This window comes from Paenibacillus sp. MCAF9 (assembly GCF_052114265.1).
GTDB lineage: Bacteria > Bacillota > Bacilli > Paenibacillales > Paenibacillaceae > Pristimantibacillus.
Genome location: NZ_JBFREL010000037.1, coordinates 40,925 through 54,909, shown reverse-complemented (window position 1 = coordinate 54,909; position 13,985 = coordinate 40,925). Strand labels below are relative to the sequence as shown.

Below are 13,985 nucleotides of genomic sequence, written 5' to 3'. Positions count from 1 at the left end.
TGCTTACAGAGTTGCGGCAGCGTTTGTTCGAGGTGGAAATGGAGCTGTAAGCACGCATAGGTTCTTACAGCGAGAGAAAAGGCTAGGTTTGTTGTCTGTAAGAACAAATATGCGCTTATAGAGTTGCGGCAGCGTTTGTTCGAGGTTGAAATGGAGCAGTAAGCACACATAGATTCTTAAAGCTGAAGATAAGGCTAGGTTTGTTATGTGTAAGAACAAATATGCGCTTACAGAGTTGCGGCAGCGTTTGTTCGAGGTGGAAATGGAGCTGTAAGCACGCATAGGTTCTTACAGCGAGAGAAAAGGCTAGGTTTGTTGTCTGTAAGAACAAATATGTGCTTACAGAGTTACGGCAGCATTTGTTCGAGGTGGAAATGTGGCTGTAAGCAAGCATTGGTTCTTACAGCGAGAGAAAAGGCTAGGTTTGTTGTCAGTAAGAACAAATATGCGCTTACAGAGTTACGACAGCGTTTGTTCGACGTGGAAATGGAGCTGTAAGCACGCATAGGTTCTTACAGCGAGAGAAAAGGCTAGGTTTGTTGTCTGTAAGAACAAATATGCGCTTACAGAGTTGCGGCAGCGTTTGTTCGACGTGGAAATGGAGCAATAAGCACGCATAGGTTCTTACAGCGAGAGAAAAGGCTAGGTTTGTTGTCTGTAAGAACAAATATGTGCTTACAGGGTTACGGCAGCGTTTGTTCGAGGTGGAAATGGAGCAGTAAGCACGCATAGGTTCTAACTTTTGGGACAGCCCCTTCTGTTATTTGGGGATAAAATGGCGGCAGCTGATTATAGAGAGGCTGCACTCTAGGAATTAAGATGCCATTTTCCAGACTGTCCCTCTAAGCGCAAATAACCTCGTTAACCATCATTTGACGTGGTTTGTCTCGGGTTTTCTTGTTTTTGCACCTTATAGTGGTTTTTGAACAAATGGTAAAGGAGGCGTATAGTGGTTAATAGTGTAAATGACACGGAAATTGCAAAGCAAGGCAGACTGGAGGTTGCCGAGTATGGAACCATGGAAGCGTACCATGTGGATTTTATGGTTCGGCGTTCTTTTTTGCAGCTCAAGCTATACGATGTCCGTACCGTTCCTGCCGCTATTTCTGTTCGATTTGGGGGTGCCGGAAAGCTCCGTCAACCTATGGGCTGGAATTGTGCATTCCTCAGCTTTCCTCGTCGGAGCAGTGATGGCTCCCTTATGGGGGATGCTTGCAGACAAGTATGGGAAGCGGAAAATGGTCATACGAGCAGGACTCAGCTTAGCTATTATTTATGCGCTGATCGCTTTTGTGCATACGCCATGGCAGCTCGTTGGCGTGAGAATGCTGCATGGCTTTGTGGGTGGATTTGTTCCAGCATCCATGTCGATCGTAGCATCAGTTGCACCGAAGGAGAAGCTTGGCTGGAGCCTTGGCATGATGCAAGCGGGTACGATGACTGGCGGTATTCTCGGACCATTATTCGGCGGGCTGCTGGCTGAAGCATTTGGACTTCGCAGATCCTTTGTTGTCGCTGCGTTTATTATTTTAGCTGCGACAGTGGCGGTTATTGTATGGGTGAGGGAAGGCAAAGCGGACACATCTGAAGGGGCAGCGGCCGGAAAGAAAAAAGAAAAGCCAATCACTTATCGGATGGCTTTTCGCAATCGTGCACTCATGAGTATGCTGCTGCTGCTCGTTATCGTTCAGCTATCGATTAATATGATACAGCCGCTCATTACCCTTCATATTGCCAAGCTGCAAGGGGGGCTGCAAGGAGCGGAGCTGTCAGCTGGTTTTGTGCTCTCGCTTATCGGAATAGCAGGCATTTTGGCATCGCCAGTTTGGGGAAGGCTTGGTGAGAAGAAGGGCTTCTACCGGATTCTCGTCGTATGCCTGCTCTGCGCGGGATCAATCATTAGCATGCAGTTTTTTGTCCAACAATTATGGCTTTTCGCTATCGTGCAATTCATATTCGGTTTGTTTATGGCTGGCATATCGCCTATCGTCAATACGCTGGTTGTCCAAAGCACAGATGAGCAGTTTAGAGGCAGATCATTTGGGTTAACGACAAGTGCGAATCAGTTCGGTGCGATGCTTGGTCCGCTCATCGGAGGTTTGTTAGGCCTAGCCTTAGGCATCCACTGGATCTTTGTCGCCACGGGGATGATTATGGCAGCAGCTGGCGTGAGTGTATGGATAAAGCGGAGGCATGAGATGGTGAAAACGAAGACAGCCTATCGAGCTTCACTCGGAGAAAAGTGAATAAATAGGCAGCACAAGCCAAGCGGAGTCTAGGGGAAAGCGCTCTAGTTCCTCTTGGCTTTCGTTGTAAATAATAGGAAATGTTCGTTTCTATTTAAACAAAAGTCTGTTATTCTACTGAAGAATAGAACTTTGGACTGAGGAGTGAGCTGCTATCAAGCCGGTTACTGTATATGATATTGCTAGGGAAGCGAACGTCTCAGTAGCCACTGTGTCGCGCGTCATTAATAATACGGCTCCGGTAAAAAAGTCAACCAGAGAGCGAGTTATGGAGTTAATTGCGAAACATCAGTTTCAGCCGAATGCCATTGCAAGAAGCCTGTTTAAGAAGGAAACGGGAATGATAGGCGTTATTTTGCCAGATATTACGAACCCTTTTTTTCCAGAGGTTTTGTCAGGCTTGGATCAAGAAGCGCGCAGCAAAGGCTACACTTTTTTTCTATGCGATACGGTATCAACGAACGGAGATTCAGCAGAGCAATATGTGCGAGAGTCCCAATATTTGAGTATTCTGATGGAGAAGCAAGTAGACGGGATTGTGATGATAGGCGGACGAATTAACCTTGCTAAGCCAAGCAAAGCTCTTGTAAGTGAAGTGGTTGAAGCTAGTAAACGCGTGCCGCTGCTGCTCATTAACGGCAATCTCCCCGGTGAAGGGATGACTCGTGTATATGCCGATGAGCTGGAGGGCGCAGAGCTTGCGACACAGCATTTGATTGACTTAGGACATACGGATATTGCATTTGTTGGCGGATACAAAAACATGTCCAATACGATTCAGCGTACTCGCGGTTTTGTGAAAACGATGGAAAAAAACGGAGTCCAGACTCGCAAGGAATGGATACGCGATGGCGGCTTTTCCGTTGAAGCGGGTAAGAAGCTAATGCATCAACTGCTGGAGCTGCCCGAGCGACCAACCGCTATATTTTGCGCGAACGATTTAGTAGCTATCGGCGTTATGAAGGTTGCTCACAAAGCAGGGCTTCGCGTGCCGCAGGACCTATCGCTGATTGGGTTTGACGATATTCCTTATGCCTCGAACAGCATTCCAGAATTAACGACGATTTCTCTAAAATGTTATGAGGTAGGCCGGAACGCAGCGGAGCTGCTCCACCTAATGATTACGAAAAACAAAGTGAATAAGAGCACCAAATTAAGGCCGGAGCTCGTTGTAAGAGAGTCTACAGCTCCACCTTCAAAGCAAAATAATGCTTAAAATTGCGTTTTCAAATAATTATTGACAACGCTTACAATGTTGAATACAATCAAAATGTGAAAAGATAACAAGGTGTCACCTACAATAATGTAACCCGTTACATTTACAGCGAGATCGCTTCTTTCCAGAAGCCAACACATAAATACACATCAGCGAACCGTACAGAATTGCGTTCTGTTTATCCCGGTCATGACGTGTATTTATTTTTATCTAAAAATGTAACGGGTTACATGAAACGGGTTACACATTTCGGTTTTTTAGTCTAATTCGTTGGAGGTTTTGACATGGTTATGGACATTGGAGCGAAAGCAGCCGTGCGATTTGATGCGGATGCCGTGAAGATTCAGGAAACCCCTCATATTTTGCTATGTGCCTCGCTGTTTTACTTCCGTATTCCAAGCGCGCTTTGGAAGGAGAGGATGGAGCAGCTGAAGGCATTTGGTTATAACAGCATCGATGTGTATTTTCCATGGAACTATCATGAAACAGCAGAAGGAGAATGGGATTTCAGCGGAGAGCATGACATCGCCGCATTCCTGACAACGGCTGCCGAAGTAGGACTATACGTCGTCGCAAGACCTGGCCCCTACATTTGCTCGGAGTGGGATGGCGGAGCACTTCCGGCTTATCTGCTTACGAAGGGACTGAAGCTTCGCGATAACGATGCTGAATTCCTCGGCTATGTTTCCAAATGGTTTGATCACATCCTGCCTTTGCTAAAGCAGAACCAAGCAGGTGAGGGCGGAACGGTAATCGGTGTTCAACTGGATAATGAGCTCGATTTCTATGATTGTCATGACCCCAAAGGATATATTAGTGCACTGCGCGATATGGTGCTTAATCACGGAATAACCGTGCCGCTGTTCGCTTGTGCTGGTCAGGGCGGCTTGCTGCAAGCATCGGGACTCGCAGAGGATGTGGTGCCAACCTGTAATTTCTATCCAGATAATCGGGAGGCTGATTTTGAAGACAAGGTGCTTCACTACAGTGGAACCTTGGCTAAACTAGGTTATCCGCTGCTCGTAACGGAGACGAACCGTGCACATTACCTCCTACGTAGATTGCTCTCCTGCGGCGCCAAGCTGCTCGGTCCGTATTTGCAGGTATCGGGAACGGATTTTGGCTTCACGAATGCGACGAACAATTGGGGCAAGCCGCTAGCGTTTATGACGTCGGACTATGATTTTGGCGGCATGATTTCTCCTGAAGGGCATATCCGCGAGGAAGCATATGAAGGCAGGCTGCTTGGACGGATGATTGCAGCTTACGGTACTCCGCTTGCTGAGGCAGAAAGCCAAGGCTTAAGCACGGATTGGAAGCTGATTGGACAAAGCGATAGAGTTGTTGGCCCCTATGCCCTGCAGTTAAAGGGCGGCGGAAAACTCCTATTTGTTACGAATTTAGATGATCAGGATAAAGAACTAGCCATCGTGATGGAGAATGATACGAATACAAAAGCTGCGAGCAGCTTTAAGCTCAAATCGGGCAGGTCGCTGGCGCTGCCTTCTCAAGTTCCTCTACAGCATTGGGGAGTAGAAGGATCACTAGAGAGCTCGACAGCGGAGCTATATATGGCAGAAACAAATGATACAGGTGCAAGTCTCGCTTTTCATACAGAAGGTTATGGTGAAATTGTATTGCTGCTAGATGCAGCGCCGGTGGATATGCAAGCTCTGAATGCAACTGTGGAAACGATAGAGGGAGGCAAGGTCAGGATCGCCTTTGAAGGTAAAGAAGATAGCGTCTGTTCCATTATTACTTCGGATGGGCATACGTTGAAGCTATTTATTACCGACAGAATGAAAGCGCTTTATTCAGAAGGGTTAAACGATGCTGATGACACCATTAATCATGGCAAGCCGCTCCATTATTCGGATCGCACTGAAATGGCAGCTGCTGAGTGGCGCCTAAATTATTTTGATGCGGCATCACCTATGAATAAAAAGGATAAGAGAGGCCCATCCGCTTCAAGAAAAGCAGATTACTTAGAACAGCATGAAATTTACCGAGGGTATGCTTGGTATGAAGCGACGGTTCGACTGCCTGAAGACAAAGCGGTAAAAGGTATTCTTATTCGCTCAGGCAGTGATGTTGTGTCGCTGTATGCGGGAGGAGAATACGCTGGAACGGCAGTGGCTGGGGGAGGCAGTACTTATCTTCATTTAAGCAATGGCCTACAAGATGGAAAGCTGCTTGCCAGAGTGGAGATATGGGGACATTCAAACTTTGACGATGCTAGGCTTCCCGGGCTTCGATTGCATGCGATGAAGGGGATTAAAGGATTGTCAGCCATTACAGAGGTTAGAGACCTTAGCCGTAACTGGAGTGTCTACCGGGCTGCGGATCGGATTTTGCGCAAGGAGCTGATCGAGTCGCCCGATTGCAGCATGTGGCCGATCGTTAACTTTGGCGGCTGGATGTCTCCTGATCATCCGGCTTTCGAATATTACCGAAAAACATTCCGTGCATCGGAAGCGGCAGACTCGTGGACGCTGCATTTCCAAGGCATTCAATCACTTGCTCGGCTCTTTGTAAACGGAAAGGAAATAGGCGAGGTGCATCCGTTTGATCCATACTTTAATATCTCTGAGCATGTGACGGCAGGGCAATCCGTAGAGCTTACTGTATTCGTTGAGAGAGTGCTTGGTTTACCATCCGGGCAGGTTTACTTGTATGAAGGCCAAGAGGCCGACAACTTTGCAGTTTATGCGGCAGAGGAGGAAGAGCTTCTGGAGCATGCGGAAAGCTTGCGGTCTCAAAGCGGAACAACTGAATTCCCCATCTCATTGGAGCCGGGTGAAACCGCATGGCTGTATGCGACTACCGTGAATTCAGAAGCATGCAAAGGGTGGAGAGCGAAGGTTTCCGGCACTAGCCTTAAAATGACAGTGTTTCTGGAAGGAAGAATCGTTGGACGACTATGGCTGCCAAGCCAAACGAGCAGGCCTGTCATGTCAGGCGGAAGCCCGGATTCCTTTTACTTGCCGGGAGCATGGTATGAGGGTGTAGAAGGAAGCTTAACGATACTGCTGGAAGCGGTTGATCAAGAGAAGCAAGGGTGTTTGGAAGCAATTCAATTCATATCCGTCTAGCAATGACGACAAGGGGGAAGAAGGATGGAAACGACCATAGTCGAGCGGGCTCCCCAAAGGAAGCAGAAGCGAATGAGCAGCGGCAAGCTTAGACGATTTTGGAACAACAAAACGTTATTAATCATGTGTTTGCCGGCCATCGCTTTCTTTCTTATATTTGCTTACTTGCCGATGCCCGGCTTGTATCTAGCTTTTATTAACTACAACTATTCCGATGGCATCTTCAAAAGCCCGTTTGTTGCATTTGACAACTTTCGCTTTCTCGTCATGAATGGTGATTTATGGCGGCTCTCATTTAATACGGTAGCTTACAATTTGGTATTCATTGTGCTCGGAAATGTCATGCAAATTTTTGTAGCTATTCTACTGAATGAGATTCGGCGCAAATGGTTCAAGAAGATCACGCAAACGCTTATGTTTTTACCTCACTTTATATCTGCCGTTCTAATCGGGCTTATCGCGTACAACATCTTGAGCTATGACTACGGCTTATTGAACAGCTTGCTGGAATCGTTAGGCATGGAGCCCGTCAAAACCTATTCTGATCCGAAAATATGGCCGTTTATCATCGTACTCACCTACCTATGGCAGTCCACTGGATACGGTTCGATCATTTATTTTGCAGCCATCATGGGGCTGGACAATGAAATTATCGAAGCATCCGAAATTGACGGCGCCAACGCCTTCCAACGCATTATTTACATCGTGCTTCCTTGGCTAAAGCCAACCTTCATCATCTTGATGCTGTTCTCGCTCGGCGGCATTCTTAAAGGCAACTTCGGTTTGTTTTTCAACTTAGTAGGCGCAAACAACACAGCCCTATATCCAACAACGGATATTATCGAGACTTACGTATTCCGTGCCCTGATGACAAACTTCAACTTCTCACTTGGCAGCGCAGTAAGCTTATATCAATCCTTGTTCGGTTTTGTAGTCGTCTTAACAGCCAACTGGCTTGTGAAGAAGGCCTCGCCTGAAAACTCGTTATTTTAGGAGGTGTCACATATGGAAAATAGGGATGAATCACGCAGCATTCGGACAGACATAAGTGGCATCATCGTCAAAGGTTTTGGTTATCTTTTCATTACATGTTTTTCGATATGCTGTTTATTGCCCTTCTTGCTCGTGCTTGGCACCTCATTGACAGCAGAAGGCACAATCAAGAAATACGGCTTCAACCTGTGGCCGCGCGACTTCAGCACCTTTGCTTACAAAATCGTATTTGAAAACCCCGATCTCATTATTGGCTCCTACCTTGTCACGATGGGAATCACCATTGTTGGAACGATCTTTGGTCTCTTCCTCGTGGCGATGACGGGTTATGCGCTGCAGCGCCCAGACTTCGGCTATCGAAATGGCATTTCGTTTTTCATTTATTTCACGACGCTGTTCTCCGGCGGCCTTGTGCCCTTTTACTTGCTGATGACGCAATATTTGACGCTGAAGGACAATTATCTTGCCATCCTTCTTCCGGGACTGCTTAGTCCATTTCTCATCATCATGATGAAAAGCTTCGTTCGCTCGATCCCGCATGCCATTACCGAATCAGCGAAGATCGATGGAGCAGGCGACTTTACCATTTTTCTAAAGCTGATTTTGCCGATGACTACGCCGGCGTTAGCAACCATCGGGCTGTTTATCGCTCTTGGCTACTGGAATGAGTGGTACAACTCGATGCTGTTCCTTTCGGCGGATATGAAGTACAGGCCGCTACAGCTGTTTTTGTACAATGTCGTAACCAGCGCTGACTTTATCCGCAATTCGTCCGCTGCATCCAATGTGCAGCTTCGTGATATGCCGCTGGAATCGATGAAGATGGCTACCGCGGTGGTTGCGACCGGCCCTGTCATCTTGTTCTACCCATTCGTGCAACGGTATTTCATTAAGGGAATTACAGTAGGTGCTGTAAAAGGCTGATGTGCCGCAGGCCTGCAAGGGTCTCTTCACATAAAGGGCGAAGCCCGAATCATGAAAACAAAGGGGAGAAGTGAGATGTCGAACGTCAAGAAGATTTCCGCTCTGCTAATCGCTGTAATGATGATCATCAGCCTTGCGGCCTGTTCCGGCAGCAACGGAGATAAAAAGGGAAGCGGCAATAAAGGGAGTACGAACACGGAAAACGGCAATAAGGGGAGCACGAACACGGATGATGGCAATAAAGCAGCTGATACGTCCAAATTCGTAAAAATCAGCTATGTCGTACTTGGCGATAAGCCGAAAAACGGTCAGTTCGAGAAGGTGCTGGCTGAGGTTAATAAGCTGATGAAGGAAAAAATCAACGCTGAGCTGGAGTGGAAATGGGTCGAGTGGGCAGATTGGCAGACGAAATATAATCTGCTGCTGGCATCCGGCGAAGCGGTGGATTTGATTACGATTGGTACGGACTGGCTTGATACATGGGGCAATGCACAGCGTGGTGCGTTTATGAATTTGAATGATTTATTGCCGCAATATGCGCCGCAAACCTGGAATTCAATTCCTGAAGAGGACTGGTCGGAGAGCAAATATAAAGGGAATATCGTTTTGATTCCAGAAAATGATTACACACAGTGGGTTAACCATGGCTTCTTCTACCGTGGAGATTGGGCGAAGGAAGCAGGCATAACGGATCCAATTAAAGACTGGGAAGGCATTGGTAAATACCTGCAATATATTAAAGATAACAAAGAAGGCGTCATTCCTTGGGATGCTGTTGCAGCAACAAGCACATTTGGCGGATATGCAGCGTCCTATACGGATCAATTAGAGCTTCCAATTTCAACGGGCTATTTGCCAGTGTACACGACCAAATCATTTGAAGAGAAGTATACGGTAGTGAGCCCTGTATTCGAAGACACATTCCTTAATTTCGCAACATTAATGAAGGAATGGGCAGATAAAGGCTACTGGCGTGAGGATGTGCTGAACAACAAAAACGACAACCGCTCCGCACTGCGCGCTGGATTGTCGGGACTAGATCAGCATCATACACAAACGTTTGGCGGGCTGCGCGTTAATATGGATAAGGATCAACCAGGCTCTGAGCTGCAAATGTTCCCATTTGCTCGTACAGGCGGCAATAACTTGACGGAGCTCTCCATCACGCACGGAGGAACATCGCTTGGAGCACACAGCAAAAACCCTGAGCGCGCTCTAATGGCTTATGATTTAATTCGCAATGACGAGCAAATTTATCATTTGATCAACTACGGTTTGGAAGGCGTTCAATACGAAGTGAAAGACGGCAAACGCCAACAGCCAGCAGCCTACAACGAAGCAAAGGATTCCTTTTATTCGGATTTCTGGGGCGGTCGTGTCGACAAATTCGAAATTCCGAGCGTAACTACTTGGGATCAGCTGGAAGAAACATTGTACGCGGAATATGAAAAAATTAAAAAACCTTACCCTTACGGACAATTTGTATTTGATAAAACGCCGGTAGAAGCTGAATTAACGGCGATTACACAGGTATCGGGCGAGATGGGGCCTGCGATTACGTATGGTAAAGCAGGAGACCCGGCTCAAGCCGTAGAGCAATTCCGCAGCAAGCTGAAAACAGCTGGCTACGACAAGGTGCTTGCAGAATTGCAGCGCCAAATGGATGCTTACAAGAAGCTGATCGAAGGTTAACGAATAGATAGTTTGCGAAGCGCAATAGGGGTTTCCAAGCACTAAAGTGCGGGGCTCCTGTTGCGCTTTTTTCAACACCCTTAAGAGAAAGGCGTCCTTTTGGTCAATTATAATCAATTGGCGGGGTATGCTTGGTTAACCTCAGTAAAGTAGCGCTTTCATTAATAATGCTACAATGAATCTATAACCATGTAAGCTAACCCAAATCTATGATAAAGGCGGCGAAGAAATGAACTTATCAAATATTGCAGTACAGTTGTACACGTTGCGTGACTATTGCCAGAATGAAGCGGATTTGGAGCAGACGCTGCGCAAGGTAAGGGAAATCGGTTATGAAGCGGTTCAAGTATCGGGAATAGGCCCTATTGCTCCAGAAAAAGTGAAGCAATTAGCAGATGCCGAAGGGCTTCGTATTTGTGCAACGCATGTAAGTCTTGATTCTATGGTCAATGACTTTGACAATACCGTGCAAATGCATAAGCTGTGGAACTGTAAGTATGTTGGGTTAGGCTCTATTCCGGATGAATACCGCACTAGCGGGGAGGGCTATTCCACCTTTGCAAAGCAAGCGACAGAAATCGGAAGAAAGCTGCAGGAGCATGACTTGCAGTTTATTTATCATAATCATCAGTTTGAGTACCAGAAGTTTGCAGGCAGAACAGGAATGGATATTTTGCAGCAAGAAAGCGACCCGGCTGCAGTTGGATTCGAGCTCGACACCTATTGGGTACATGTTGGCGGAGTAAATCCGGTGGATGCGATTCATCAGGTTAAAGGCCGTATGGGCGTTGTTCATCTCAAAGATTTGGAAATCGTTGATTATAAGCAAGTATTCGCCGAAATTGGCGAAGGAAACTTGAATTTCAAAGCGATTATTGAAGCATGCAGAGAGATTGGAGTAGAGTGGTATGTAGTCGAGCAGGATGTATGCAGACGTGATCCGTTTGAGAGCTTGGCTATTAGTTTCAACAATTTAAAACAATTTCTATAGGAGCAATGCTAATATAGAAGCGAGAGGATGATAGAGATGAAAATCGGCATTATTTGCGACGATTATTGGCACCCGGGCAAGCTGATCAAGGAAGGCTTGGAGCCGCTCGGCAAGCAAGGTTTTCAGCTCGATTATACCCAGCATGCATCAGAATGGTCGCGCGCGTGGATGGATCAGCAGGATGTGGTTGTGCTTGCCAAGTCGAACCAAGTGTCGGCAACAGATACAACGCCTTGGCTCACTGAGGAGATTCAGCTGCAATTCCAGAGCTATGTCGAGCAAGGAAAAGGATTGCTGGTGCTGCATGCAGGAACGGTGGGCTATCGTGATGAGCCTGTTTTCTTTGAGCTTGTAGGCGGGGTATTCCAGCATCATCCGGCCGCTTGTTCTGTTACGATCGTTCATAAGGACGAAACGCCATGGGACAAGGCGCATGCACAGGACTTTACGGTACATGACGAGCATTATTTTATGGAGGTTATCGACGATCGCATTCAAGTGTTGATGACTTCGGAGTCAGAGCACGGCACGCAGCCTGCGGGCTGGATAAGGGAGCAAGGTGAAGGAAGAGTTTGCGTGCTTACACCAGGGCATCTCTTATCCGTGCTGCAGATGGAAGAGTATCAAGCAACGATAAAACAGGCTTTGGAATGGTGCGGTGGAAGCGACCGATAATAGGGAGCTAACAACAAATGTATATTTTTTATTCAGAGGAGTGAATAAGGATATGTCGGTACAAACAATGAAATGGGGCATCTTGGGTCCAGGCTGGATTTCCTCAAAGTTTGTTAAAGATTTAGCATTTGCAGAGGGCGCAGAGCTAGTCGCAGTTGGTGGGAGAAACCTAGAGAAGGCAGAGCGTTTTGCCAAAGAGTATAATATTCCACGCGCTTATGGCAGCATTGAAGAGCTGACGCAAGATTCCGAGATCGATATTGTTTATGTAGGCACGCTGCATCCCGTCCATAAAGAAAATGTGCTCGCCCTATTGCGTGCAGGCAAAGCTGTCATTTGCGAGAAGCCATTCACTATGAATGCAGCGGAAGCAAGAGAAATCATAACATTAGCCAGAGAAAAACAAGTATTTCTTATGGAAGCGATGTGGACACGGTTTTTACCTCCTATCCTTAAAGTTATGGAATGGATTGCAGATGGTAAAATCGGAGAAGTGCGAATGCTTAAAGCTGACTTTGGCTTTGATATCGGCTGGGCGCCGGAAAGCCGTTTGCTGGATCCTGCGCTTGGCGGAGGTGCGCTGCTGGATGCTGGTATTTATCCCGTTTCCTTCGCATCATTAATTTTCGGAGGAGCGCCATCCAAAATTATGAGCAGTGCTCGTCTTGGCGAGACAGGCGTAGACGAGCAGTTTTCATTGTTGTTTGAATATGAAGGTGGACGTACTGCATCGCTGAATGGCGCGGTACAGCTGGAAATGGTTAATGATGCTTATATTTATGGAACGAAGGGGCATATTCATGTGCCAAACTTCTTGTTCGGTAAATCAGCATATTTGCACCCAAAAAATGGTGCTCCAGAGTCGATCGAGGACGACCGTGAAGCAGAGGGTTATTCATTCGAAGCTGAGGAAGCGATGAATGCGCTCCGTGAGGGCAGGCTCGAAAGTTCAATCATTCCGCTGGATGAGACGCTAGCAATCATGGAGACGCTGGATACGATCAGGAAGCAGTGGGGTCTTCGTTATCCTGCTGATGAATAATTAGTAAAAGAAAGGAGTAGGCTGCGTATGCGCCTACTCCTTTCTTTATAAGTATCGCTGCCTCTAAGCAGCTGTTTTCTAAATCGCTTATGCTTTTACCGCTTGAAGCCATGCTTCAGCAATGAGTGCGGCGCCCGCAGGAGACGGGTGAACACCGTCGGGAGCCCAATAAGCCGGGCCTGTCTGCGTTGCAGCCTGTGCGAACAAACCATCAAGCGGAACATAAATGGCTTTAAATTCTCCAGCGAGCTCTCGGACAGCTTGAATTTTTGGATCCAGATCTTCACGCCATTGCTTCTGGCTATCATTTACTGGAAGCACGAAAGGCTCGACTAGAACAAGCTTAGCGTTCAACTGCTCCTTTGCTCTGCTCAGCAAGCGGCGGTAAGTGGTATAGTATTCCTCCGTGCTAAGTGGATCGTTATTGTCATAGCGGCGCCAAGTATCATTAATGCCCACATAAACAGACAACAGGCTTGGTTTCAAATCAAGGCAATCCACTTCCCATCTCCGCTCCAAATCAATGACACGGTCACCCGATATCCCGCGGTTCAGAAACGTAGCTTGTTTCTCAGGATATTTACTCGTAAACAAAGACGTTACAAGATTTGCATAACCCGATCCTAGATTTGCCCAGTCATTTCGGTTGCGGCCAGCATCCGTGATGCTGTCGCCTTGAAATAGAACAATTGCGTTTTGATCGATTAATGTCATTTTTTAGACCTCCAATGAGTTCAAATACTAGTCTTCATAAGATAAAACATGTCTTGCAGCGGGATAGCTGTGAGCGCTTTCTATTTGTCAGCAAATTCATAATACAAAGGATTCCATTCTCTGGTCAATAAGCAGCTGTTTTTTTCTTCCATAAAATAAGAAACAATTATAACTGAAGTTTCTATTTAACTTTTCTGTTATTTCCTATTTAATAGTATAGAGAAGGATAAATAGATTGGGGCAGCATTTGTTAATGGTGCGTAAACATTTTTGGGAATATTCAGAAAACTTTAAAATATACTATAAAAGATAAGAACAGAAACAGCTAGAATGATTTTATGTTTTTCCTCCTATTTTTTTCATAAAATCTTAATGTTCTTGCTCTATAATCGAATTAAGG

The 13,985-nt window shown here is 46.5% G+C and carries 10 protein-coding genes; 9 read left to right on the top strand and 1 reads right to left on the bottom strand.

Going from position 1 to position 13,985, the window contains the following annotated elements:
• The first annotated feature begins 1,010 nt into the window (after positions 1-1,010).
• From AB4Z45_RS29665 to AB4Z45_RS29625, 9 genes are all read left to right on the top strand, one after another.
• Positions 1,011-2,246 (top strand): MFS transporter, encoded by a 1,236-nt coding sequence (locus AB4Z45_RS29665; RefSeq protein WP_441912914.1) that lies wholly within the window; start codon positions 1,011-1,013, stop codon positions 2,244-2,246.
• Between the two features lie 154 nt (positions 2,247-2,400).
• A complete protein-coding gene (locus AB4Z45_RS29660; protein ID WP_441912915.1) occupies positions 2,401-3,462 on the top strand; it encodes a LacI family DNA-binding transcriptional regulator in 1,062 nt (353 codons plus the stop codon).
• Positions 3,463-3,746: 284 nt separating this feature from the next.
• A complete protein-coding gene (locus AB4Z45_RS29655; protein WP_441912913.1) occupies positions 3,747-6,554 on the top strand; it encodes a beta-galactosidase in 2,808 nt (935 codons plus the stop codon).
• A gap of 72 nt (positions 6,555-6,626) precedes the next feature.
• The gene (locus AB4Z45_RS29650) at positions 6,627-7,547 is read left to right on the top strand and encodes an ABC transporter permease (RefSeq protein WP_076270425.1); all 921 of its coding nucleotides are present in this window, start codon (positions 6,627-6,629) and stop codon (positions 7,545-7,547) included.
• A gap of 12 nt (positions 7,548-7,559) precedes the next feature.
• Complete coding sequence (locus tag AB4Z45_RS29645; RefSeq protein ID WP_441912912.1) at positions 7,560-8,471, top strand: carbohydrate ABC transporter permease; 912 nt, start codon at positions 7,560-7,562, stop codon at positions 8,469-8,471.
• A gap of 75 nt (positions 8,472-8,546) precedes the next feature.
• On the top strand, positions 8,547-10,163 hold the full coding sequence (locus AB4Z45_RS29640) for an ABC transporter substrate-binding protein (RefSeq protein ID WP_441912911.1): 1,617 nt from the start codon (positions 8,547-8,549) through the stop codon (positions 10,161-10,163).
• Between the two features lie 229 nt (positions 10,164-10,392).
• Complete coding sequence (locus tag AB4Z45_RS29635; protein WP_441912910.1) at positions 10,393-11,154, top strand: sugar phosphate isomerase/epimerase family protein; 762 nt, start codon at positions 10,393-10,395, stop codon at positions 11,152-11,154.
• Between the two features lie 36 nt (positions 11,155-11,190).
• Entirely contained in the window at positions 11,191-11,829 is a 639-nt protein-coding gene (locus tag AB4Z45_RS29630; protein ID WP_441912909.1) for a ThuA domain-containing protein, read from the top strand.
• 52 nt (positions 11,830-11,881) lie between these two features.
• Positions 11,882-12,871, top strand: a complete 990-nt coding sequence (locus AB4Z45_RS29625; protein ID WP_441912908.1) for a Gfo/Idh/MocA family protein — start codon at positions 11,882-11,884, stop codon at positions 12,869-12,871.
• Positions 12,872-12,958: 87 nt separating this feature from the next.
• Here AB4Z45_RS29625 and AB4Z45_RS29620 read toward each other — a convergent pair whose 3' ends face one another.
• Positions 12,959-13,585, bottom strand: coding sequence for an SGNH/GDSL hydrolase family protein (locus AB4Z45_RS29620; RefSeq protein WP_441884424.1), 627 nt, complete (start codon positions 13,583-13,585; stop codon positions 12,959-12,961).
• Between the last annotated feature and the right edge of the window lie 400 nt (positions 13,586-13,985).

Excerpts from the sequence above, each read along its gene's own strand:
- AB4Z45_RS29655 (WP_441912913.1), top strand. The coding sequence starts at position 3,747 with ATGGTTATGGACATTGGAGCGAAAGCAGCCGTGCGATTTGATGCGGAT.
- AB4Z45_RS29640 (WP_441912911.1), top strand. The coding sequence starts at position 8,547 with ATGTCGAACGTCAAGAAGATTTCCGCTCTGCTAATCGCTGTAATGATG.
- AB4Z45_RS29630 (WP_441912909.1), top strand. The coding sequence starts at position 11,191 with ATGAAAATCGGCATTATTTGCGACGATTATTGGCACCCGGGCAAGCTG.
- AB4Z45_RS29620 (WP_441884424.1), bottom strand. The coding sequence starts at position 13,585 with ATGACATTAATCGATCAAAACGCAATTGTTCTATTTCAAGGCGACAGC.
- AB4Z45_RS29650 (WP_076270425.1), top strand. The coding sequence starts at position 6,627 with ATGAGCAGCGGCAAGCTTAGACGATTTTGGAACAACAAAACGTTATTA.
- AB4Z45_RS29665 (WP_441912914.1), top strand. The coding sequence starts at position 1,011 with ATGGAACCATGGAAGCGTACCATGTGGATTTTATGGTTCGGCGTTCTT.
- AB4Z45_RS29645 (WP_441912912.1), top strand. The coding sequence starts at position 7,560 with ATGGAAAATAGGGATGAATCACGCAGCATTCGGACAGACATAAGTGGC.
- AB4Z45_RS29635 (WP_441912910.1), top strand. The coding sequence starts at position 10,393 with ATGAACTTATCAAATATTGCAGTACAGTTGTACACGTTGCGTGACTAT.
- AB4Z45_RS29625 (WP_441912908.1), top strand. The coding sequence starts at position 11,882 with ATGTCGGTACAAACAATGAAATGGGGCATCTTGGGTCCAGGCTGGATT.